Source organism: Pseudomonas sp. PDM28 (assembly GCF_019219115.1).
GTDB lineage: Bacteria > Pseudomonadota > Gammaproteobacteria > Pseudomonadales > Pseudomonadaceae > Aquipseudomonas > Aquipseudomonas laurylsulfatiphila.
Genome location: NZ_JAHUWG010000006.1, coordinates 137,238 through 160,325 on the forward strand (window position 1 = coordinate 137,238; position 23,088 = coordinate 160,325).

17 protein-coding genes are annotated in these 23,088 nt (G+C 60.1%); 2 read left to right on the top strand and 15 right to left on the bottom strand.

Going from position 1 to position 23,088, the window contains the following annotated elements; all coding sequences use genetic code 11:
- Positions 1–15 precede the first annotated feature (15 nt).
- The 15 genes from KW841_RS15195 to yaaA all read right to left on the bottom strand — a co-directional run bounded on the left by KW841_RS15195 (position 16) and on the right by yaaA (position 19,872).
- Positions 16–840, bottom strand: coding sequence for an SDR family oxidoreductase (locus KW841_RS15195; protein ID WP_116581173.1), 825 nt, complete (start codon positions 838–840; stop codon positions 16–18).
- A 33-nt stretch (positions 841–873) separates the two neighbouring features.
- Positions 874–1,338, bottom strand: a complete 465-nt coding sequence (locus KW841_RS15200; protein ID WP_218477494.1) for a multidrug transporter — start codon at positions 1,336–1,338, stop codon at positions 874–876.
- Between the two features lie 293 nt (positions 1,339–1,631).
- Positions 1,632–3,083, bottom strand: a complete 1,452-nt coding sequence (locus KW841_RS15205) for a mannose-1-phosphate guanylyltransferase/mannose-6-phosphate isomerase (protein ID WP_007972633.1) — start codon at positions 3,081–3,083, stop codon at positions 1,632–1,634.
- 213 nt (positions 3,084–3,296) lie between these two features.
- The gene (locus tag KW841_RS15210) at positions 3,297–3,953 is read right to left on the bottom strand and encodes an alginate O-acetyltransferase AlgF (protein WP_218477496.1); all 657 of its coding nucleotides are present in this window, start codon (positions 3,951–3,953) and stop codon (positions 3,297–3,299) included.
- Positions 3,954–3,967: 14 nt separating this feature from the next.
- Positions 3,968–5,143, bottom strand: coding sequence for an alginate O-acetyltransferase (locus tag KW841_RS15215; RefSeq protein ID WP_218477502.1), 1,176 nt, complete (start codon positions 5,141–5,143; stop codon positions 3,968–3,970).
- Positions 5,144–5,154: 11 nt separating this feature from the next.
- Positions 5,155–6,720 (bottom strand): MBOAT family protein, encoded by a 1,566-nt coding sequence (locus tag KW841_RS15220; protein ID WP_218477504.1) that lies wholly within the window; start codon positions 6,718–6,720, stop codon positions 5,155–5,157.
- Positions 6,721–6,933: 213 nt separating this feature from the next.
- Positions 6,934–8,058, bottom strand: coding sequence for a mannuronate-specific alginate lyase (locus tag KW841_RS15225; protein WP_218477506.1), 1,125 nt, complete (start codon positions 8,056–8,058; stop codon positions 6,934–6,936).
- 8 nt (positions 8,059–8,066) lie between these two features.
- On the bottom strand, positions 8,067–9,515 hold the full coding sequence (locus KW841_RS15230; RefSeq protein ID WP_218477513.1) for an alginate O-acetyltransferase: 1,449 nt from the start codon (positions 9,513–9,515) through the stop codon (positions 8,067–8,069).
- 10 nt (positions 9,516–9,525) lie between these two features.
- Positions 9,526–11,103: a mannuronan 5-epimerase AlgG gene (algG, locus tag KW841_RS15235; RefSeq protein WP_218477520.1), complete on the bottom strand. Its 1,578-nt coding sequence runs from the start codon at positions 11,101–11,103 to the stop codon at positions 9,526–9,528.
- A gap of 26 nt (positions 11,104–11,129) precedes the next feature.
- Complete coding sequence (locus tag KW841_RS15240; protein ID WP_218477528.1) at positions 11,130–12,614, bottom strand: alginate export family protein; 1,485 nt, start codon at positions 12,612–12,614, stop codon at positions 11,130–11,132.
- Positions 12,611–14,113, bottom strand: a complete 1,503-nt coding sequence (gene algK, locus KW841_RS15245) for an alginate biosynthesis TPR repeat lipoprotein AlgK (RefSeq protein ID WP_218477537.1) — start codon at positions 14,111–14,113, stop codon at positions 12,611–12,613. The genes KW841_RS15240 and algK overlap by 4 nt, the downstream gene beginning before the upstream one ends.
- A 15-nt stretch (positions 14,114–14,128) precedes the next feature.
- Positions 14,129–15,298: an alginate biosynthesis protein Alg44 gene (locus tag KW841_RS15250; protein WP_218477539.1), complete on the bottom strand. Its 1,170-nt coding sequence runs from the start codon at positions 15,296–15,298 to the stop codon at positions 14,129–14,131.
- A gap of 36 nt (positions 15,299–15,334) precedes the next feature.
- Entirely contained in the window at positions 15,335–16,816 is a 1,482-nt protein-coding gene (gene alg8, locus KW841_RS15255) for a mannuronan synthase (RefSeq protein ID WP_371319511.1), read from the bottom strand.
- Positions 16,817–16,967: 151 nt separating this feature from the next.
- Complete coding sequence (locus KW841_RS15260) at positions 16,968–18,284, bottom strand: nucleotide sugar dehydrogenase (RefSeq protein WP_007972653.1); 1,317 nt, start codon at positions 18,282–18,284, stop codon at positions 16,968–16,970.
- 808 nt (positions 18,285–19,092) lie between these two features.
- Positions 19,093–19,872 (bottom strand): peroxide stress protein YaaA, encoded by a 780-nt coding sequence (gene yaaA, locus KW841_RS15265; protein WP_007972655.1) that lies wholly within the window; start codon positions 19,870–19,872, stop codon positions 19,093–19,095.
- Positions 19,873–20,141: 269 nt separating this feature from the next.
- Between yaaA and KW841_RS15270 the strand changes: the two genes are divergently transcribed.
- Complete coding sequence (locus KW841_RS15270; RefSeq protein WP_218477541.1) at positions 20,142–21,266, top strand: polysaccharide deacetylase family protein; 1,125 nt, start codon at positions 20,142–20,144, stop codon at positions 21,264–21,266.
- 335 nt (positions 21,267–21,601) lie between these two features.
- Complete coding sequence (locus KW841_RS15275) at positions 21,602–22,996, top strand: PhoH family protein (protein WP_007972659.1); 1,395 nt, start codon at positions 21,602–21,604, stop codon at positions 22,994–22,996.
- Positions 22,997–23,088: the final 92 nt, after the last annotated feature.

Consider the following 23,088-nt stretch of genomic DNA (forward strand, 5'->3'; position numbering starts at 1 on the left):
AACGATGACGCAGTCTCAGAGCTGCCCACGCAACCCGAACCGCTTCATCAGCCCGGACTCGAGCAAACCCTTGGGCAGCAAACTGGCCATCAGCGGCAACGCGCGGCTGCCATTGCCCAGGCGGATCAGTCGTGGCGGTTTGGCTTGCTGCACGGCCTTGAGCAATCCAGCGGCAAACTCACTGGCCGGGGTCGGTCTGTCCTGGGAAGCCCTGGCCCGGGCGCGTATACCTTCACGCAGCGGAAACCATGGCGATTGTTCACTGATCAGTTGCTCGGCTTCGTGCCCGGCATTCTTGGCGAAGCTGGAAGCGATGGCCCCCGGCTGAACCTCCATGACCCGCACGCCGAACGGCGCCAGTTCCATGCGCAAGGCATCGCTCAAGGCATGCACGGCGGCTTTCGAAGCGCAGTAGGCGCCGGCGAATGGCGTGACCAGTACACCGGACACGCTACCGATATTCACCACCAGCCCCTTGGCCCGACGCAGCACCGGGAACAAGGCGCGGGTAACACCGACTATGGCGAACACATTGGTCTCGAACTGGCGCTGCATGGCCGGTACGCCGCCATCGAGCAACGGCCCCATGGCGCCATAACCCGCATTGTTGATCAGCACATCGAGGCCGCCGGTTTGCTGGTTGATTCGCTCGCTCAAGGTTTCGAGTGCCACGGCATCGTTGACATCCAGTTGCACGGCGGTGAAACCCGCAGCGGTGAGTGCCGCGACATCTTCGGCCCTGCGGGCACTGGCCCAGACTTCATAGCCGGCGACCTTGAACGCATCGGCAAGGGCACGGCCAATGCCGCTGGAGCAACCGGTAATCAACGCAACGGGCATGGCGCATTCCTTGTGCAAAAAATGGGGGAGGGATCAGTCGGAAAAACTACCCTGCAATCGCTCGGCGCGAAACTCCAGGGTTTCCGGCCGGTAGCCAGGGCGCAACGGCGGCAGCGGCAAGCAATCTTCCCAGTTGCCACCGGCCTGCAATTCGCCGGGGCCGCGATAACGCGGGGCGGTGTATTGGTTGTCGGCCAGGTTCACTGTGTCGCCCGGAGCATAGGCTGCAACCCGCCAGCGCAGTTCCGTCAGCGGAACGTCATTGCCATTGTTCATCGTCAATTGCAGTGGCCGGTCGGCGGGACACTGCTGCGGCGCGTAACTGATGCGCAGCTCCAGGCGTTGCAATTGCTTGAGTTCGCGGTGGTCCATCCAGATGACCCAGGTCGCGACGATCCCCAGCCCCATGGCGGCGGCCACGGATACGGGCAAGGCCTTGGCCGGATAGCGCAGCAACAGGATCAGCCAGGTGATGACCAGCAGGACGCCGATGAACATGACGCGCAAACCTCGGGAGCAGAGAAGTGCATCCTACCTAAGCGTAGGTGCGATTGGCGATGGGAGAGATTTTCGCGGTGACTGTGGGGGCCCCTTCGCGGGCAAGCCCGCTCCCACAGGTTTTTTGGTTGTTCACGAATGTTGTGTTCCACCCGGTCCACTGTGGGAGCGGGCTTGCCCGCGAAGAGGCCAGTCGAGGCACTACAAAAAACCAGTACAAAAAAAGCCCCCGAACCAGCCGCTGCGGATAGGGAACGCAGCACGTGGATCGGGGGCTCAAGGTTTACAGAGGCTTACTGCGCGATAGTCTTCACCGCAACCCCACGCTCAACCGGCGTCGAGCGCCCATAGATATCTTCAAACCGCTCGATATCGTCCTCACCCAGATAACTCCCGGATTGCACCTCGATGATCTCCAACGGAATCTTCCCCGGGTTACGCAGGCGATGCACCGAAGCAATCGGAATGTAAGTCGACTGGTTCTCGGTCAGCAGGAACACGTTCTCGTCACAGGTCACTTCCGCCGTGCCGCTGACCACGATCCAGTGTTCAGCACGGTGGTGGTGCATCTGCAGCGACAGGCACGCGCCCGGTTTGACCGAGATGTGCTTGACCTGGAAGCGGCCGCCCATGTCCACCGAGTCGTAGGAGCCCCACGGACGGTAGACTTCTAAGTGGTTCTGGGTTTCGCTGCGGCCCTGTTCGTTGAGGGTGTTGACCATCTGTTTCACGCCTTGGACCTTGTCCTTGTGGACGATCATCATGGCGTCCTTGGTTTCGACCACGACGATGTTTTCCAGGCCGATCACTGACACCAGTTTGCCGTTGCCGTGGATCATGCAGTTTTTGCTGTCCTGGATCACCACGTCGCCTTTGGTGACGTTGCCGTTGGCGTCTTTTGCATTGACTTCCCACAGCGACGACCAGCAACCGACATCGCTCCAGCCGGCGGTCAGCGGCACGACGCAGGCGCGTTGGGTTTTTTCCATCACTGAGTAGTCGATGGAATTGTCCGGGCAGCAGGCGAAGGTGGCTTCGTCGAGGGTGATGGTGTCGGCGTCCTGGTGGCTGCGTTCCAGGGTCAGCAGGCAGGTGTCGTAGATGTCCGGATCGTGCTTTTTCAGCTCTTCGAGGAAGCGGCTGGCGCGGAACAGGAACATGCCGCTGTTCCAGAAGTAACCGCCGGACTGGACGAACTCGGTGGCACGCTTCACGTCGGGTTTTTCGACAAAGTGCGAGACGCGGCTGACGCCTTCGGGCAGCAGCGAGTCGTTGGTCGACTTGATGTAGCCATAACCGGTTTCCGGCTTGGTCGCCGGTACGCCGAACAGCACCATTTCACCGTTTTCGGCAGCGACAGTGGCCAAGGCCAGGGCGCGTTGCAGGGCTTTCTGGTCTTCCAGCACGTGGTCGGCCGGCAATACCAGCATCAGTTCGTCGCGACCTTCATTGACCAGCATCATCGCGGTCAGGGCTACGGCCGGCGCAGTGTTGCGCCCGAATGGCTCCATCAGGATGCGCTGGGATTCCAGTTTGCGCGCCGCTAATTGCTCGTTGACGATGAAGCGGTGGTCCTTGTTGCAGACCACGATCGGCGTGTCCATGCCTTCGAACACCAGGCGTTCCAGGGTTTGCTGGAACAGGGTGTGTTCGCCGGTCAGGGCCAGGAACTGTTTAGGGAATTGTTTGCGGGAAAGCGGCCAAAGACGTGAGCCACTACCACCTGACAAGATCACTGGAATCATGTTGTTACTCCTGGAATATCGATTGGTTAGAGCTACTGCGTTCTGTCGTTTCACTCTTGTTTTTGTTCCGTAGCCCGATTGACGCCTAGATACTTTGTGGGAGCGGGCTTGCTCGCGAAGGCGATGGATCAGTCGACATTGATGTTGAATGTCAGACCGCTTTCGCGAGCAAGCCCGCTCCCACAGGGGGGATGCGTCAGTCAGGCAAATTGTTTAGCGCGTCGATACCGGGCGTTTCACCCAGACCGGCGACAGGCTGCTGCCGCTGCCGGTGACGTACAGCACCGCGGCTTCACCGCGTTCCAGGGCGACCGGTTTCACGTCGCCGACTTTGGTGGTGCCGTCATAGAGCGCCAGGCTGACCTTGACCGGGTTGATTTCACGCTCGCCGCGACCCTTGGGCGCAACGTTCGGGACCACGTCGGTCTTGCCATCGGCGGTTTTCAGGGTCAGCGCCTTGTCACTGAGGTTTTGTACGCGGACCAGGGACTTCTGCTTGTTCTTGAACGGCGGCTCTTCGATCAGTTGCGGTGCGCCGCTGGCGTTGTTGACCAGGGTGTAATAGTGGTCGCCGGCCAGTTTCACCGGCAGGCTTTGGCTGCCGACCTTGGCGCTGTAGTCGCCGCCCGGCATGAAGCTGAAGTCAGTGCTCGACAGTGGCGCGACCTCGCTCAGGTTGGTGCTGCCGACGGTGGCGCTGACTTCGGCGTTGCTGGCGTTGTAGATGCGCACGAAGGTCGAACCTTTCGGTGCGGTCGGGCCATACAGGGCGGCGTCGCCAGCGGCGAAAGCCTGTACCGACAGCACGCTGATGCCGGCAACCAGGGCAAGGCGTTTGGCGAGACGACGAGGAGTAGTAGTGAAAGTCATGGTGTACCTCTCTTTCAGTTTTGCGCCCGGTCGGGCGTCTCGGATTTGTTGTTGATGGCTACGTTTTGTTGGCGGGCGCCGGCTTGTTTAAGCTCTGCGACCCACTGCGGGTCGGCGTCGCCGATTTCGTTGTTCACAGGCAGATATCGTTCAGGGAACTCCCAGATCAGCACTTGTGGCGGGCTGTTCTTGAAGGCATCGCTTTTCAGGTAGCTGAGCATCGGCAGAATCGGGCCGTGACCGTCTTCGGCGTAATTGACCACGTCGCTGTGCAACGCCTGCTTGAGCGCTCCCACAAAATTCCAGTTGGGGTTGGCGCTGTAGCTGGTGCCGATCAGGGCTACCGGCACTTCGGTGTTGGCGAACAGCGCGTCGTCGCCGGCGGACTGATCTTCAGCGGCGACCGTATTGCGCTTTTGCAATTGCTCCTGTTTAGGCATCAGGTTTTCGAACAGCGGGTCCAGTGGCAGGAACAGACGCAGGTCGCCCTTGTGGGTGACGGTTTCGGCCGGTTCGGTGACGAAGCGCTGCGGTTCGCCGCTCAGCGGGTACTTGTCGGCGATGGTCTTGGCCAGACGGTTGGCCGCGATCTCGGCGCCTTCCGGGGTCCAGTGGGTGTCGGTGCGCAGGAACACTTGCTGGCCGTTCTGCTTGGCCTGTTGCAGCGGGCCGAGCAGGTCTGGGGCCGGAATCCGGTCGGCGGCCAGGCGCTGGTGGAAGTCCTTGTAGAGGTTGGCGTGGATGCTCGCCGGTTTCACCTCACCGAGGTGTTCCGGGTACAGCCGCACCTTGGCCGGCACCACTGCCATCACCAGTTGCACGCCTTTCTCTTTCAAGGTCTGGCGCACGCCTTCGACCAGCGCGTAGTTGCCTTGCAGGTTCAGCTCTTCGTTGACCACCGGGTGGAACTCTTCATCGCTGTACAACCACTGGTCGCGGCCGAGCACCACGCCCGGACGACCTTCGTTGAACAGTTTGAAATCCAGCGCGGCCCAGAGATTGGTGCCCAGGCGCTTGATCGGGAACTCGTCGTCGTAGTGGGTTTCCACGGCCTTGGTCCAGCGGCCGTTGAGCACCGTCGCGTCGGCGTTGGTGCTGAAGCCGAAGAAGCTGCGCACCGACCACAGACCGAGCACCAGCAGGGTCACCAGGAACAGCGCGATGTAGAAGATGCGTAATGAGCGGGTCATGGTCAGATCCCTCAGAACTGGAAGTAAAGGAACGGCGAGAAGCTTTGCGCCGAGAGTTTGAGAATCGAGGCGATGAACAGCAGCAGCACCAGCGCACGCATCACGTAGCGCGACCAGTCAGCGGTCCAATAGGCCGGTTGCACCTGGGCTTCGACGCCGACGGTGTAGCCAGGCTGGTGGATACTCGCCGGGTTATCCCCAGGCACGGCCTTGATCGTTCCCGGTGTCGCAGCGGCCGGGCCGTCGGCGTCGACGTTCACTGCAGGCTTGGTCTTCACCGGAGGCTGATTGGTGTAGAAGTCGCGCAGGCCGAAGAACGCCAGGGTCACGTAGGCCACGATCAGCGTTGCCACTTGCAGGCCGGTGAGGCTGGCCTGGTTGAGTTCCGACAGCGACCAGTCGCTGAAGCTGAACATCGCGCCGTACATGCGCCCGGCGACGTGCAGGTTTTCCGCACGGAAAATCACCCAGCCCATCACCACCAGCAGGAAGGTCATTGCCCAGCGGATCGGGTTGAAGCTGCGTGGCGAAGTATTCAGGCCGATGGCTTTTTCAATCGCCAGCCACATGCCGTGCCATGCACCCCAGACGATGTATGTGATGTTCGCGCCGTGCCACAGACCACCGAGCAGCATGGTCAGGAACAGGTTGCGATAGGTCATCAGCGTGCCTTTGCGGTTGCCGCCCAGGGTGATGTACAGATAGTCACGCAGCCAGGTCGACAGGCTGATGTGCCAGCGCCGCCAGAACTCGGTGATCGACTGGCTGACATACGGCTGCTTGAAGTTTTCCATGAAACGGAAACCCATCATCAAGCCCAGGCCGATGGCCATGTCGCTGTAGCCGGAGAAGTCGAAATACAGTTGCGCGGTGTACGCCAGGGCACCGAGCCAGGCGTCGCCCGTGGTCGGGTTTTGCAGGGCGAAGCAATGGTCGGCCACCACCGCGAGGGTGTCGGCGATGAAGACTTTCTTGATGAAACCCTGCATGAACCGCGTGCAGCCCTCGGAGAACTTGTCGAGGGTGTGGGTGCGGTTGTTGAACTGGTCGGCCAGGTCGCGAAAACGCAACACGGGACCGGCGATCAAGTGCGGGAAGATCGCCACGAACGCCGCGAAGTCGATCAGGTTGCGGGTCGCCGGAGTGTCGCCACGGTAGACGTCGATGATGTAGCTGATGGACTCGAAGACGTAGAACGAGATCCCGATCGGCAGCAGCACGTGGGTCAGGATGAAAGGCTCCAGGCCCACCGACGTCATCATCGCGTTGATGCTGTCGACGCCGAAGTTGGCGTACTTGAAGTAACCGAGGATGCACAGGTCGACGGCCACGCCGAGCAGCAGCCAGCGCTGCGCCGGTTTGGTCCGGACACCTGCGGCACCGACTTTCAGGCCGATCCAGTAGTTCCACAGCGTGACGCCGGCGAACAGTGCGAGGAAGTCCACACGCCACCAGGCATAGAACACGTAACTGGCAATCAGCAGCAGCAGATTGCGATAGCGTTGCCCGCTCAGGTAGTACAAGCCGAGGAAGATCGGCAAGAACAAAAACAGGAACACGTTGGACGAAAAAACCATCCCGATCTCTCCTTGTTTGAACCAACAGTCAAGGGCCAACGGCCCCCCCAAACCCCCCAAGAAAATCTGGAGGGCAACACACAAAAACTCATGTCCTGCACTAACCCTGTGGGAGCGAGCTTGCTCGCGATGAGGGAGTGTCAGTCGACATCGATGTTGAATGTCAGACCGCTATCGCGAGCAAGCTCGCTCCCACAGGTTTTGTGTCTGTCTTCAAGAACCCTTGCTGCCCTTTTCATTGGCCGGGTCGTAGACCTTGGTCAGGTCACCGCCGAGGCGGAAGGTCTTGAACGGTTGCATCTTGTGTTTCTTGGCCAGCACCTCGGGCGAGCAGGTGTAGAGCGTGCAGAACGGTTCGAGCCAGGCAAATTTCGAGTCGACCTTAAGGTCGGTCATGTCCTGTTCCTTGCCGTTCTTTTCCTCGAACTCATCCGGGTCTTTCACCCCGGCGAGCACGCGATCACCGAGGCGTTTCAATGCACCGTTGTTTTCCTGACGCAAGTCCACACCGTTGACCTGGGCGAAACTGGCGATCATCGCCAGCGGCGGCAGTGCATAGTTGTGGTACGCCAGGGCCCGTTGTTCACGCTTGAGTTCGTTGGGCAGATAACCGTTGGCGTCGACCTGGTTGGCGCCGACCTTGAATTCCTTCACGGCCCAGTCGAACAGGTCGCGGCGGTTGGTGGCGACGGAAGTGGCCATCACCGACCAGGCGGCCCAGTACGAGTGGTTGTTGGTCTGCTCGAGCGGCAGGTTGTCCCAGTCGCTGACCACCTGGTCGGCCATCTTGCTGAACCAGGCTTCGATCAACTGCGACTCTTGCTGATGGTTGGCCAGCGGTCGGGAGTCGGAAAACTTCAGGCGAATGTATGAAGACGCCATGCTGCCCAACGCCCATTTACGCATCGACTTGCCGGTGTGGTTGAAGTCCTTGGACATCAAGGCATCGGCCTTGGCCCACGCGGTCAACCAATCGAGCGTGCATTCCAGTTGTTCCGGGCGACCGTCACGCATGAACTGCATCACGCGCTTGCTGGTGCCGCGCTCGATCTTGGTGATGTCGGCAGTACTTTCACGGAAGGCTTTTTCCGACTGCACGTTCAGGGTCGAGCGGGCCTTGTCCGAACCTTCGTACTTGCTGCGAAATTGCAACGAGCCGGTGTAAGGCGTCGGCATCGCATCGCAGCCTTCGCTCTTGTCGCCGGTTTTGACCTTCTCTATCGGTGCGAAGTAACCCTGTGGCGGACGCAATGGCGCCGCCGCTTGTGTGGCGCCAGCAAACATCGCCAGGCTCAACAGCGTCGGTGCCAACAGATGCTTCAGTTTCGGATTGCGCATAGCAGACCTCATTGCCCGACCGAAGCAGTACGCTGCTCGGCGCCCGGGAATACGTTGCGTTTGCAAATTTTCGCTTCGACTTTCTGAGGCGCGGCACCGGCTTCGGGGCCCTGGACTTCAACGGCCAGCAGGTTCTGCGAGGCCCAGTCTTCGTCCGTGCGCAACTCGAAAGCGAAACGCCCGTCAGTCTCGGAGGTTTCCGGTTTTTCGATCTTGATGTCCTCGTGGCGACCGTTCATGTACCAGAGGGTGGCTTGCAGGGTTTTCACCGACGTATCGGCGAAGCGGATGTCGACCTGGTGGCTAGCGTTACGCAGGTCCATGTTCTTGCTGTTGACCATCAACTCGTTTTTGCCCGGCTTGAGCGTGGCGCTGCCGGACATCTGTGCATCCTTGCCTTCGCAACCGTTGTCCAGCAGCGCCATCATCTGGCGGTAGATGGTTTCCTGGTCGAGGCGGTACAGCGGCGAGAATTCCCAGATGAGAATCTTCGGCGGGTTCTTCTGGAACTCGTCGCTGCCCAGGTACTGCAGCATCGAACCTTCGAGGCCGCCGCCGGGGAACGCCACGTTGAGAATGTCGGCGCCGATGGCCTCTTCGAGGAAACCGGCGAAGTTGTAGTTCTTGCCACTGTGGGAGGTACCCACGAGGGTGATTTGCGGATTGCCGGAATCACCGAACAGATCGCCATCGCCCGCTTCGCCCTTCGGCTCGGTGGTGAACTGATCCATGTACTGGATCGCGTAGCTGGTGCCACAGAGTTGACCGGCCATGTTGTGCAACGTTCCGGTCTTGCCCATGCGCCCCGACTTTTTGGTCTCGAATTCGCGCTTGGGAATGTCGGCGAATTCAGGCAATTGCTTGACCTTCTCGGCGACGATTTTCGCCGTGCGCTGGGCACCGTACGGGGTCCAGTGCTGGTCGCCACGGAAGTAGAAATCGTGGGCGGGCAGGGTGTCTGGCAACGACTCGTTGGTCAGCGGCGACAGGTCCGGAACGACATAGCCCATCTGCGCGAAACGGCCCAGCATGGTCTTGTAGTTTCTCAGCGCCTTGTCGAAGTCGAAGCTGGCTTTCTCCGCCGGGTTGAGCTTGTTGCGGTTCACCAGGCCACGGGTCGGTTGGTACACGACAACCAGTTCCACGCCTTTGCTCTTGAACGCATCGTGCAATTGCTTCATGCGTTTGTAGCCTGCGGGTGTGGTGTCGAATTCGGTGCGCAAGTCTTCCTGCGTACGGAACAGCCAGTCGCCCTGGGCCTGCACCAGCGTGGTGAAGTTCTGCTGATAACGGGTGGTGTAGTTCTTCGCGTCGTGGGCGGCCGGGCACAGGCTGCAGCACGGTTCGGCGGAGAATTTCGGTGCTTGCACCTCATCGGCGCGAACACCGCCGCTGGCCGCGAGAATGCCGGCGGTCAGGGCCGACAGGCTGAGTAATTTGATCAAGTGTGGGTGCATAAGATTATCCTCAGTCCCGCATTTCGGTCTGGCGTTCGACGGGGTCGATCAGCACGGCTTTCTGCTGGCGCACCAGCAGGTCGAGAATTTCATCCTGACGCTCGCCAAGGATGCCGGTGAAGCTAATGCCGCTGGACTTGGTCGGTGCGAGCATGGACACGCGATACAACTCGACACTCAGCGGCGAGTCGATGGACAGCGGGCCGCTGCCGTTGGCCGCCAGTTCACCGCCGACCACGATCAGCGACACCTGGGCGTCGAACGGGTCGAGCTTGATGTCACGGTCGGTGTTGCTCAGGTCCTTGATGTGGCCGTAGACGCCGGTCAGGCCGTTGGCCATGGCGACGTTTTCGTAGAGGCGAATGTTCACGCTGTTACGAATGCGGATGCCGTGCCGACGGTTGCTGATCACCTTGTTGCCCCACAGCAGGTTGTCGGCACTCTCGTAGAGGGTGATGCCGTCGGTGTGGTTCTGGTAGATCTCGTTGTGGGCAATCAGGTTGTTCACGCTGTTACGGTCGATCACCAGCCCCGAGAGGTGGTTGTCGTAGCTGCGGTTGTTGAAGATGAAGCTGTCGTTGACCTCACGGGAAATAATGATCCCGTGCTTCTTCTTGGTCCCGTACACCGTGTTGTCGGCAATGATCAGGCCGTGGGAACGGTCGTGCGGGTCGATGCCGTAGACGATGTTGTCTTTGTAGGTGTTGCCCTTGACCACGAAGTCGCGGGTTTCGTAGCAGTAGAAGCCGTACCACATGTCCGAGAATTCGGAGCCGACGATCCAGCCGGTCGGCTCAGGACGCTTGAGCACCTTGGCCATGTTCGGCGTGTACTGGGAAATACTCACGCCGTAGGACTTACTGTTGGCGTAGCCGAAGCTGGCAATCTTGCTGTTGGCGATGTAGGTCTCGGTGCCGCCCCAGGACAGCAGGAACGGACGGAATTCCTTCGGCGAATTGAACGTCGCCGGGCCGTTGTCCTTTTCGCGCCAGCCGGTGATTTTGGTATCGCGTACGAACAACTGACCGTCGTTGACCAGGAACGCACCGCCCTCCTGGGACAGGCGCAGTTCCTGGGTCTGCTTGTCGATTTCGAGGATGCCGTGACGGCCGACCACGATCGGCAGCCTGGCGAGGTACACGCCCGGTGACGTTTCGATGACGTACTTCGGCAGTTTCTTCGCCACGTCCTTGAGGTTCATGTAGCCGTCGTCGACGAAGATCGCCTGGGGGATGCCGTGCTGACGCACCACCCACTCGGCCATCTTGTTGTCGCCACCGATGAAGTCCTTCAGGGCGTCTTCCTGCATCATCCGGCGCAGGCTGACTTTGCCGACCTTGCTGCGCACGATTTTTTTCGCGATGGCCTCGGCGGTGTAGCCCGAGACGTCCGGCAGCGTCGGCTTGGCCAGTTCCAGCGGCGCGGTCGGCGCGCTGCTGACGGTGTAGGTCTTGGCTTGTTGCAGTTCCTTGGCAACAGTGGCCGGCTTGGCGGGCGCAGCGGGCTCCACAGTCGCGAAGGCAGCCGCACTTGCCAGTAGCATCGCGCCGGCCAGCAAGGTCAAGGAACCTTTCTTGGCACTGTTCATGTCGGGGACTCCCTTCGCGCTCTGCATCAGAATTTCCAGACCACGTCGATGAACGCGCGATGCATGTACGAATCGACTTCTTTGCCATAGGCGTCGCCGGGCTTGAACACACCGCCACGGAACCGCACCAGGGCCGAAGGTTCATCGATCTTCTGGCTCAACGCCGCTGGCAACAGGCCTTGCTTGAAGTACTTGGTGACGACCAGATCCATTTCCTGGCCGAGGTCTTTTTCGCCATCGTTCAGCGGCAGGGAGGTGCTGGACAACACGGCGCCGGTCACGTCGTCGGTGTTGTTCTGCACGGCGTCGATGCCGTCGCTGGTGATCGGCTTGTTGCCGTCGACGCGCCAGAATTTGTGGTAGATCAGGCTGGCGTCGTACTCGTCGTTGAGCATCCACGAACCGAACAGCGTGGCCGATTGCATGTTGTTCATTTCGCCACGGAAGGCTTCGCCGAAACGGTGCACGCGTGAACGTGTACCGGTGTAGTTCGAGCGGTTGCTTTCCAGGCCGTTCTGTTCGTAATCGGCGCTGGCCCGGGCGTAGGCCGCACCGACTTGCCATTGCGGATCGAGGCGCAGACGCACGCCCAGGTCGGTGGCCCAGCCATCGACATTGCCGCTGCTCTTGGGTTGTGCGGGAGCGGTGCCATCAGCGTTCAGCGGGTTAACCGTGTCGCGGTCGCCACTCATGCCGGTGATGCTGCCCCAGTAGTTGAAGGTATTGGTGTTGCGCCAGTTGTAGGCATCGCTGTTGGCCTGCAAGCCCAGCCAGCTGATGTCGCCATTCTGTTTTTTGTCCAGCGAATCGGAAGGTACGCCCGGTTCCGGATAGTCGAGCTTGCCGTCATCGTGAGTGTGGTGACCGCGAATGCCGGCCCAGTGACCCGGTGTCCATTGGTATTCCGCATCGGCGTAGGCGTGCAGGCGATCCTTGTCCTTGGGGGACAGTTCTTTCAGGTCAGTGCGGTACTCGCTGAAGCGCTCGGCGACACCCGCGTTGGCGCGCAACAAGGTGGTGTCGAAGGTCCAGTTCAGGGCTTCGATGTTGGTATCGCGCCATTGACCGTCGTCGTTGTGCAGACGCTGACGACCGAGTTTCAGGATCTCGCCGGGGTAGGGCGTGAAACCGCTGTAGCCGACCCAGAATTCGCGCATCGCCAGGTAGTTCTTCTTGGTCTGGCGGTCATTGTTGCTGGTGTTCTCGGTGCCTTCGGACTCTTGCAGTGTGTCGGTCTCGATGATGTCGGTGGACGTCACCGCCTGACCCATGGCGTAAGCGCTCCACGCGCCGCTTTCGCCATACACCCACGGGCGCAGGTCAAGGCCGACGCCGTTGACGTCGCCGCCGCGCTGGGTGCCGAGGTCACGGTCGTCTTCGGACTGGCCGGTGATCTTCATGTCCAGGCCGAAGTTCTTGGTTTCTTCAGTCATCGCAGCAAGCGTCGGGCAAGACCAGATCAGCGCGAATGTCAGGCCGATGCCAGCCTTCATGAATGGATTCAACTTCATTGGGATTCCTCGCTGACTTCTTCTTGCAGGGTATGCAGTTCCGGCGTGTTCGGGCTCAGGGCACCGCGCACGGCCTGTTCTTGTTTCAATAGGCGTTGGGCTTCGGCCAACCGGTCGGGCGGCAATTGCGTTTGGATTGTTTGCGCAAGCTCGGTGGCTTGCGGTGTGTTCTGGGCCAGGGCCAGTTGGCTGAAGACGTAGGCGTTCAGCGGATCAGGCTTGGTGCCCTTGCCCTGGGAAAACAGTTGGGCGATGGCGAAGTCGGCGCTGTTCTGGCCGTTGCGCGCAGCGGTCAACAGATGGTCGAGGGCCTTCTGCGGATAGACCTTGCCCAGGTAGCCACGGCGATAGATCTGGCCGAGGTAGTAATCGGCGGCGACTTCACGGCCGACGGCTTTCTGGAAATGCTCCTCGGCGACCTTGGCGTCGGCCGGGACCATCTTGCCTTCGAAGTAGAGCTTGCCCAGCAACAGTTCGGCGCGGGGCTGGTCGGCGGCGCGGCCGTTGTCCAGGTACTTCATCATCTGGTCGACGTCGCCCAGTTCGGGGAAGTCGTAGATCAACTGCGCGAGGGTGACCCACGACGCCGGGTAGCCCGGGGCGATCGGTTCGAGCAGCGATTGCGCGGTCTTCTCGTCGGTCTTGCCCAGGGTCGCATCGGCAAGCACACGGGCGACGCTGTCGACGCGCTGCGCCGAAACGCTGCCGCGAGCGTGAGCCGCTTGCATCTGCTTGATCAGCTCGGCCTGTTGTTCTGGCTTGGCCTGTTTCTGGTAAACCGTGGCCAGTTCGACGTAGCAGATGTCGCTGGTGTTGAGCGCGGCCTTGCAGATCTTTTCCACGTCATCCAGATGCTGGTCGTAGGTGCCCTGGGTGCGATAGAGCAGCACTTGCGCCAAGCCGGCTTCCGGCTTGTTCTCGGCACGCCATTGGCTGATCTGCTGCTGGGCATTCACGTTGGGAAAGCTGTGCGGGTATTGCAGGTACAGCATCGCCAGCGGAATCAGCGTGTTGCCTTCGCCCGCGGCGGCGGCTTTTTTCAACAGGGTTTCGGCTTCGTGCTGCTCGGCTTCGGTGGAACCGGGCTTGGCCACCAGCAGGCGACCGAGGCGTGCCTGGGCGCGCGGCGAAACGCTGGCCGCGGCGCGGTAAGTCGCCTCGGCCTGTTTCATCTGCGCCGGGTCACGGCTGTCGACCTGGATATCGGCCAGACCGACCTGCGCTTCGCTGTAGCCCAGGTCTGCCAGTTGCCGGTAGTTCGCCGCCGCGGTAGCGGTGTCGCCGCGCTTGAGCGCTTCGTTGGCCAGGCGCTGGTCGGGGAGACCGGCGCAACCGCTGAGGCTGACTGCCAGGGCTAGCGAACAGAACGCAAATCCCCTGTGGGAGCGAGCTTGCTCGCGATGCGGCTGGCTCGGTGCATCAGACAAACCGCGTCGATCCCATCGCGAGCAAGCTCGCTCCCACAGGGTCGGCGGCGTGTTGAGGGTTGGAGTAGTCACAGGCATGTCCTCGACTTAAAGACCGACAGCCATGGCTTTGTCGATCAGCCAGTTCAGGTTCGGGCCACGGTCGCTGCTCACTTCCACCGGGCGGCCGGCAAGGGAGCTGTCCAGGGTTTCGTCTGGCTGGATCAGCACGCGGATGTCCGACGACAGGTCGGCGCTTTTCAGGCTGGTGCTGCTGACGATCTTGCCGGTGCGGCTCTTGTCCTCGCCGGCGATCTGGAAGCGCACCGAAGTACCCGGGCGTACGTCGCTGAACTGGCGATAGGAGAAGCGCGCTTCAACATTGGCTTCGCCGCCCCGCGGGACCAGTTGGAAGATCACGTCGCCCTTGCTGGCGTACTGACCGTTGGCGACCATTTGCTGGGCCACGGTGCAATCGCAAGGCGAGGTCAGGGTGCCGGTCATCTGCTTGCCGAACAGTTCTGCAACCTTGGCCGGTTGCAGTTGATCTTCGTCCAGATGGCCCTTGAGCACGTCGAGCATGCTGGTGCTGAAGGTCGCCAGCGGTGCGCCCTTGGCGGCCACGCCGTCGGCTTTCACCAGGCTCTGTACGGTACCGTCGCGGGGCATGGTGATGTTCACGCCCGGCACGCTGACCAGACCGGCCTGGGCGTGGCTGACGAAGTACATGCCATACACCGATTTGAAAACGAAGCCGAAGGCGGCAACACCCACCACAAAGATCCCCAGGCTGAAGGTCACGGCTTTCAGGCGTCCGAACGCGGTCATGCCGTGGCCGCCGTCCTTCATCTTGCGCGCCTTGGTGAAGTTGTCGCGCTGCAGGGTCGCCAGCATTTCACCCACGCTGACGATGTCGCCAGCCAGGTGCGAAGTGATCAGGTGGCGCAGGGTCGAGATGTCCCGTGGTTCCAGGTTCTGGAACTGGCAGCCGGCGCGTCCGGTCTCGCGGTCGAAGGAGCGGACCTGCAACTCGACGTCCATGGCCAGGCCGAGGTTGTCGATGACGAACTGCAGGCGGGCCTTGTACACATCGCCAATTTTCAGCGGCAACTGACCGGCGTTGAACGCCAGACCACCGGCGGACAGGTCGATCACCCGGGCTTCGACCGGTGTCCGGTCAGGGCCGAAGAAGCGCAACTTGGCCGGGATTTTCACGCGGGCGTGTTGGCGCTGGGCTTCGGATTCGTGCACTACGTTGGCGTTGACGGCGGTATTCATAAGGGCGATTTCCTGGTTAATTCAATAAGGGGGCGGTCAGACCATCAACAGCAGCACGGCGACAAAAATGCTGCCGGCAGAGAAGGTCATGGTCCGAGACGACCAGGTGTTGAACCAACGTTGAAAGCTGGCGAGATCACGGGTCAGAGAAGTGGGTTGGCGAGTCCAGGACTGTTGGTCGAGGCGAAAGAACACATAGATCTTCACCAGCGCACCGACGATCTGGTTGTAATAGAGAATCGCCGGGTAGGCCGGGCCGATCCGGTGTCCGGAGCACGACAGCAACAAGGTCAGGATGAACCGGGTGATGCCGATCCAGAGCAGGTACACCAGGATGAACGCGGTGCCGTACTTGAAGCTGGCGATCAGCGCCACGGTCAGGCCCAGCAGCGAGGTCCACATCGACACGCGCTGGTCGAACAGCACCACCGAGGTGAACACGCCGAGGCGTTTGATCCCCAGGCCCAGGGCACGGGAGTTCTGCCGCAGGTTGTTGCCGTACCAGCGGAACATCAGTTTGCGACTGGCCTTGATGAAGCTCTTTTCCGGCGGGTGTTCAACGGTGTTGATCGCCGCGTCGGGCACGTAGAAGGTGTCGTAGCCCAGGCGCATCAGGCTGAACCAGCTCGACTTGTCGTCGCCGGTAAGGAACTTGAAGCGACCCAGGCGCCAGTGTTGCAGCGAGTCGCTTTCCACGTCGGCGATGAATTCCGGGTTGGTGACCACGGTGGCACGGAATACCGACATGCGCCCGGTCATGGTCAGCACGCGCTTGGACAGGGCCATCGAGCACATGTTGATGTGACGCTGGGCGAAACGCAGCTTGTGCCATTCGCTCATGATGTAGCCGCCGCGCACTTCGCAGAATTCGTTGGTGGTCAGGCCACCGACATTGCCGAACAACTGGAACCACGGCACGGTCTTGCGCACCACGCCTTCGCCGAGCACGGTGTCGCCATCGATCACCGCAACCACGGCGCGATCGTCCGGCAGGTGTCGGGAGATGGCGCGGAAGCCGTAGGCCAGGCCATCGCGCTTGCCGGTGCCGGGAATGCGCACGAAGTCGAGCTTGACCCGGGCCGGTGGGTTCATCCGGTTCCACAGGCTTTTGACCAGCAGCTCATCGGACATTTCCACGATGGAGCAGACCACGGTGGTCGGCAGGTCGCAGTCGATGGCTTCGCGGATCACCGAGCTGTAGACCTGCGCAGTGGTCAGCGCATCGATACGAAAGCTGGTGACCATCAGGAACACGTGGGACGGGTCAGCCGCTTTGCCCAGCTTGCGCACTTTGCGCCGCAGGTGCGGGTAGACGATGTACAGAAAAATCATGCCGCGCACAAAGTGCGTGGCACCCATCGAGTAGCGCCAGATACCCACGGCGCCAATCAGGAAAATGAAGTCCTTCGACTCGGAGTCGAACGTGGACACGGGCAACGCCATGGCGAGGCCCATCAGTAAACTCAGGTAGAACAGCCAACCGGCGGCCTGGAGTAGGCCGTGCTTTAGCCTGTGCATAATCTGCATCCGTCTAGATCTCGGGTTAACGCAGGCGTACAAACCTGTAGGAGCGAGCTTGCTCGCGATGGTCGCCAACGATGACGCTGGGTATCTGATACCCAGCGGTGTTCTCAGGTGCATCGCGAGCAAGCTCGCTCCTACAGGGGGCTTACCAGCAGATGCCTTCGGTGCGACCTTTGACGCTGGTGGCCTTGGACATGAAGCCCACCAGGTCGATCACCTGCTTGCCGTGTGGAACGTCCTGCACCAGGGCACGGAATTTCTCGTCACGGTTGCCGAGGATGATCACGTCGGAGTTGTTGATCACCGCGTCGAAGTCGGCGTTGAGCAAGGACGAGACGTGCGGGATCTTCGACTCGATGTAGTCCTTGTTGGCACCGTGAACGCGGGCGTACTCGACGTTGCTGTCGTAGATGCTCAGGTCGTAGCCCTTGCCGATCAGCATTTCCGCCAGGTCAACCAGCGGGCTTTCGCGCAGGTCGTCGGTACCGGCCTTGAAGCTCAGGCCCAGCAGGGCGACTTTGCGTTTGTCGTGGCTGGAAACGATGTCGAAAGCGTTCTGCACCTGGGATTCGTTGCTGCGCATCAGCGAGTTGAGCAACGGCGCTTCCACGTCCAGGGAGCCGGCGCGGTAGGTCAGTGCGCGCACGTCCTTTGGCAGGCACGAGCCGCCGAAGGCGAAGCCCGGACGCATGTAGTACTGGGACAGGTTCAGAGTCTTGTCCTGGCAGACCACGTCCATCACTTCGCGACCGTCGACGCCGACCGCCTTGGCGATGTTGCCGATTTCGTTGGCGAAGGTGACCTTGGTGGCGTGCCACACGTTGCAGGTGTACTTGATCATCTCGGCGACCGCGATGTCCTTGCGGATGATCGGCGCGTCGAGCTCTTCGTACAGCGATTGCAGAACGTCACCGGACGCTTTGTCGAACTCGCCGATGACGGTCATTGGCGGCTGGTCGTAGTCGGCGATGGCGGTGCTTTCGCGCAGGAACTCAGGGTTCACGGCCACACCGAAATCAACGCCGGCCTTCTTGCCGGAGCAGTCTTCGAGAATCGGGATGACCACGTTGGCCACGGTGCCCGGCAACACGGTGCTGCGCACGACGATGGTGTGGCGGGTGGTCTTGTCACGCAGGACAAAACCGATTTCGCGGCACACTGCCTCGATGTAGTTCAGTTCCAGGTCGCCGTTCTTTTTGCTCGGCGTGCCCACGCAGATCATCGACAGGTCAGTGTCGCGAATCGCCTCGGCGAAGTTGGTGGTGCCACGCAGGCGACCGGTCTGGATGCCCTGGGCCAGAAGTTCGCCCAGGCCTGGTTCAACAATCGGCGATTTGCCGGCATTGATCATATCGATCTTGTCTTTTGCCACATCGACGCCAACGACGTCATGACCCCGTGCAGACAGGCAACCGGCACATACTGCGCCAACGTAACCCAAACCAAATATGCTGATGCGCATCGCAATTACCTCTGTATTGATCAAGCCATTAGATGGCCGGAGTTAATGGTTTTCAGCGTGTTTTAGTGCACTCGCAAGTGCGCCTTGCAGGCGCAGCAATGCCGTGTGCTGGCATATAAGTTACGAGTGTCTAAATAAATGCACTCAAGGGGTGCGCAACTAGGCCTTGTTGTTATGATTTGCCCTGTTATGCAGCCGATCCTCCTTTCGGAGGATGCAGGTGCAACGGCCTTGCACGCTTGATCTCAGGCCGGAAGCCCGCAGATCAAGCGGTTGGGTGCTCGGGTGAGCACGTTTATAGGGGCGCAGCCGTGGCCTTGTAGGGGATAGTCATACTGCGTTATCTCCTGTCCGCTTGCCGTTGTTCAAATCAGTGATTAGCCAGCGCAAGTTAATATTGCAACTTCGCTACAAGAATCGCTTATCTGTGTAAGTTATCTCGTACAGGCTCGGCGAGAATCGTTGCCAGTGGTATGAACGGCGCGTTTGGACATAGTTCCAGTCCGCTCATCGTGAAATCTGAAATTTCTTGAAATATTGAGAAAGATGGCACTGCTCTCATATTGATAGCACTTGCCGTTTGGCCCTTTATATATAGGCGTATAATTGGGGCGGATAGTTTTTTGCCACTACTGTTAAAAAAAGTCAGTGCCACTACGCAAAAAAATGATTGAAGTCGAGTGAAACTAAAGTTAGGAAAACGATCAATGGTTTTTTGACGCCAATAGGTTGGCGATCAGAGGGGAATTGTCGGACGATCAATGGGCAGCGCATGAGGGGTTGTTCGCTCATGCGCCGACCGGCTGCATCACTCTGGTGCGTGATCGCGCAGAAACACCAGGTTGTCCGGTTTGGACTGTTCAGCGCTGTAGCGATAGCCTTGAACGTCGAATTGCTTGAGGGTGGCCGGATCGTTGATGCGTTCTTCGATGACGAAGCGGCTCATCAAGCCGCGAGCCTTTTTCGCGTAGAAGCTGATGATCTTGTACTGGCCGTTCTTCAGGTCCTTGAATTCGGTATTGATGATGCGTGCGTTCAAGGCGCTGCGCTTGACCGCCGAGAAGTACTCGTTGGAAGCTAGGTTCAGCAGCACGTCATCGCCTTGATCGACCAGGGCTTCGTTCAGCCATTCGCTGATGCGTGTACCCCAGAAGGCATACAGGTCCTTGCCCCGGGCGTTGGCCAGCCGGGTGCCCATTTCCAGGCGATAGGGTTGCATCAGGTCCAGTGGGCGCAGCAGGCCGTACAGGCCGGACAACATGCGCAGATGCTGCTGGGCATAGTCGAAATCGGCTTCGCTGAAGGTTTGTGCATTCAGGCCTGTGTACACATCGCCCTTGAAGGCCAGTAGCGCCTGCTTGGCGTTTTCCGGGGTGAAGGCGGGCGTCCAGCTGCCGAAACGCGCGGCGTTGAGCCCGCCGATCTTGTCGGAAACGTGCATCAGTTCGCTGATCTGTGCCGGGGACAACTCGCGCAACTGCAGGATCAGCTCCTGAGAGTGGTCGAGGTACTGCGGCTGAGTGAAACGCTGGGTCGCCGGCGGTGTTTCATAGTCGAGGGTCTTGGCGGGTGAAATCACCATCAGCATGAAGTCGTCTCCTTTAATCGTGGCCGCGATTCTAGGGGGTTGTCGGCCTTGACTCCAGCTATCGGGGTAATAGGTGATGGCCGGTGGCCTTGCACCAAACCCTGTGGGAGCGAGCTTGCTCGCGATAGCGGTCTGACATTCGGAAAAGATGTTGGCTGATGCACCGTCATCGCGAGCAAGCTCGCTCCCACAGGAGATTGGGGTTGCTGCGGGAATGAGGGCCGCGATCAGCTATAGTGCCGCGCGGGTTTTGTTATGGAGACATCCCATTGCGTATCGCTTTTCTCATCTCGATCTGGCTACTGAGCGTCGCTGCCCTCGCGGCACCCGGCGATGTGGCGACGCTTGATCGCAGCACCTGGCCAGAAAAACTCGTCAGTCCAACGCTGTTCGACGTGGCGTCGAGGGCCGAGATCCTGATGTTTTCCAGTGTGCTGTTGGCCAGTGAAGCGCTGGACGAACCCGCCCTGGCCCAGCGCCTGGGCTTGCGCACCATCAACCTGGAGTCGGTCAACCGGGTTCGCCAACGTATGTGGCAGCGGCTGCTGGCCAACTACAACTACGCCCAACAGAGTTGCGACCAGGATGCCTCGTTCTGTTTTCTGGTCGAAGACATGCCCACCCTGCGCGAACAAGCTGCCAAGTTCCAGGTCAGTGCAGACAGCTACTACATCAAGTGGGCCGAACCGAGTCGTGTGTTCCACACCCAGTACCTGGACGAACAATTGCGCAAGGCCGCCTTGTTCCCGCAAGCCAGCAGCGAAGTCGATCATTTTGGTGACTATGAGCGCTCCGGCGACGGGATGCACGACCGGCTGTTTCTGCTGACCTTCGACAGTGCTGCCAACGCCGCGCCGGACAACACCGCCAGGGTCACCGAGTACCTGCGCAAGTCGAACATGAGCGGGACGTTCTTCGTCCTCGGCAAGGACATCCAGGCCCGTTTGGCCGAGCAATCGGTGAGTCACCTGCAAGCCACCTACTCGACCCAGTGCATCGGCGTGCAAGGCTGGGAGTTTCGCTCCCACAGTCACTGGCAGGATTGGCAGGACTCGGTGCGCCGCAGCGCCGAACTGGTCAAAAGCAAGCTGCCGGAGAACTTCGTGCCACTGTTCCGTCCGCCCGATGGCCAACGCCGTTCCGATGCCGAAGGCTTCTTCAAGGCTCAGGGATTGCAGGTAGCGCTGTGGGACATCGACGCCCAGGACGGCGCCGGCAAACTCAAGGGCAACCCGAGTGCGCAACGGGTGCTGACCCTGATGCTGCTGTGGCGGCACGGGGTCATCAATTTCAATGTGAAGCAGGATGGGGTGAAAACGGCGTTGCCGTGGCTGGTCACACAAACGGCGCCGGTCGGGATCGGTTGGGAGGATTGCCAGGATGCATTTCGCTGAAACGGCCAAACCCAGTAAACATTGGGTTTTTGGCGATTTTGCAGGGGAGTTTGTTGCAGGTTGACTTCCGACTGTAAACGGGTGATGGCAGTCCGCCAAGTGTTATTGGTCACTCTGAAAAATAAACTTCAAAAAAGCGTCAAAGTACTTTTTTCTGTCACACGTTTTGGAGTATTACGAAGACAGACCGCCGAAACCTGCAACACAGGTGGCGTCTCCCAAGACCCCGCATGTATGCAGAACACTTGAGTCCCCGCAGGTGTATTCGGCAGTCACTTCGAGGCGCAGCACCGTCAAGGTATTGCGTCGAATGGCTCCCACAAAGGTGACCGAGTATGGATGATCACGGACGTAGCTCTTCTTCCAACCAGCCAATCCTTTATGTACTCGATACCAACGTATTGATTCACGATCCAAACGCGCTGCTCAACTTCGAAGAACACCACGTCGCGATCCCGATGACCGTCCTTGAGGAGCTCGACAAGCTCAAGAGCGGGCATCACAGCGTTGCCGCCGAATGCCGCCAGGCCATCCGCCTGATCGACAAGACCCTGGGCGATGCCTCACCCGAGGACGTCGAGCAGGGTGTGCCGATCCAGCGTGGCAAAAGCGGACCCAAGGGTTTGCTGTCAATTCTGATGAGCAAGCATGCCGAGCCGAACCTGATTCTGCCCGAGCACCTGAATGACAACAAAATCATCAATCAACTGATCGATCTGCACACGCGCGACCCGAAAAAGCCCGTGGTGCTGGTCACCAAAGACATCAACATGCGCCTCAAGGCGCGCGCCTGCGGGATCGCGGCCGAGGACTACAGCACCGACCAACTGGTCGATGACGTGTCCTTGCTGCCCAATGGCTACCACAACATGACCGGCTCTTTCTGGGACCGTGTAAGCAAGGTCGAAACCCGTCAGGACCACGGCCGCACCTGGCATCAGGTGCAGTTGATCGACAACCTGCCGGCGGTGCACATCAATGAGTTCATCATTGATGAACAGGGCTTTGTCGGCTGGATCAAGGAGATCGAAGAGGACCGCTTGCTGATCCTCGACCTGCACCAGGAACCGCTGCTGCACCAGGAGGCCTGGGGCCTGAAACCGCGTGATATCTATCAGAGCCTGGCGTTGTACGCCTTGCTCGATCCGGACATCCACCTGGTCAACCTGTCGGGTGCCGCGGGCTCGGGTAAAACCATCCTGGCGCTGGCCGCTGCGATCGAACAGACCATGGTCAGCAAACGTTATCGCCGCATCATCGCCACCCGCAGCGTGCAGGGCCTGGACCAGGAAATCGGCTTCCTGCCCGGCACCGAGGCGGAAAAAATGGAGCCGTGGCTGGGCGCCATCACCGACAACCTCGAAGCCTTGCACATGGATGACGAAAGCACCCATGGCAGCGTCGACTACATCCTCAGCAAAGTGCCGTTGCAGTTCAAATCCCTCAACTACATCCGGGGCCGCAGCTTCCAGCAGAGCCTGATCCTGATCGACGAATGCCAGAACCTCACACCGCACCAGATGAAAACCATCATCACCCGTGCCGGCGCCGGTTCCAAAGTGGTGTGCCTGGGCAACCTGGCACAGATCGACACCCCTTACCTGTCCGCGACCAGCTCCGGGCTGACCTACCTCACTGAACGCTTCAAGGACTTCCCGAACGGGGTGCACATCACCCTGCAAGGGGTTCCACGTTCGATCCTGGCCGAATACGCCGAATCGCACTTGTAATCGCTCCACACAAAACCGGGCGGCCTCAAAAGCCGCCCGGTTTTTTATGGCGAACAACAATCCCTGTAGGAGCTGCCGAAGGCTGCGATCTT

Coding starts and splice junctions, on each gene's coding strand:
- KW841_RS15260 (WP_007972653.1), bottom strand. CDS start 18,284: ATGCGCATCAGCATATTTGGTTTGGGTTACGTTGGCGCAGTATGTGCC.
- yaaA (WP_007972655.1), bottom strand. CDS start 19,872: ATGCTGATGGTGATTTCACCCGCCAAGACCCTCGACTATGAAACACCG.
- KW841_RS15220 (WP_218477504.1), bottom strand. CDS start 6,720: ATGGTTTTTTCGTCCAACGTGTTCCTGTTTTTGTTCTTGCCGATCTTC.
- KW841_RS15275 (WP_007972659.1), top strand. CDS start 21,602: ATGGATGATCACGGACGTAGCTCTTCTTCCAACCAGCCAATCCTTTAT.
- KW841_RS15230 (WP_218477513.1), bottom strand. CDS start 9,515: ATGCACCCACACTTGATCAAATTACTCAGCCTGTCGGCCCTGACCGCC.
- KW841_RS15210 (WP_218477496.1), bottom strand. CDS start 3,953: ATGACTTTCACTACTACTCCTCGTCGTCTCGCCAAACGCCTTGCCCTG.
- alg8 (WP_371319511.1), bottom strand. CDS start 16,816: ATGCACAGGCTAAAGCACGGCCTACTCCAGGCCGCCGGTTGGCTGTTC.
- KW841_RS15250 (WP_218477539.1), bottom strand. CDS start 15,298: ATGAATACCGCCGTCAACGCCAACGTAGTGCACGAATCCGAAGCCCAG.
- KW841_RS15225 (WP_218477506.1), bottom strand. CDS start 8,058: ATGCGCAATCCGAAACTGAAGCATCTGTTGGCACCGACGCTGTTGAGC.
- KW841_RS15195 (WP_116581173.1), bottom strand. CDS start 840: ATGCCCGTTGCGTTGATTACCGGTTGCTCCAGCGGCATTGGCCGTGCC.
- KW841_RS15215 (WP_218477502.1), bottom strand. CDS start 5,143: ATGACCCGCTCATTACGCATCTTCTACATCGCGCTGTTCCTGGTGACC.
- KW841_RS15240 (WP_218477528.1), bottom strand. CDS start 12,614: ATGAAGTTGAATCCATTCATGAAGGCTGGCATCGGCCTGACATTCGCG.
- KW841_RS15205 (WP_007972633.1), bottom strand. CDS start 3,083: ATGATTCCAGTGATCTTGTCAGGTGGTAGTGGCTCACGTCTTTGGCCG.
- algG (WP_218477520.1), bottom strand. CDS start 11,103: ATGAACAGTGCCAAGAAAGGTTCCTTGACCTTGCTGGCCGGCGCGATG.
- KW841_RS15200 (WP_218477494.1), bottom strand. CDS start 1,338: ATGTTCATCGGCGTCCTGCTGGTCATCACCTGGCTGATCCTGTTGCTG.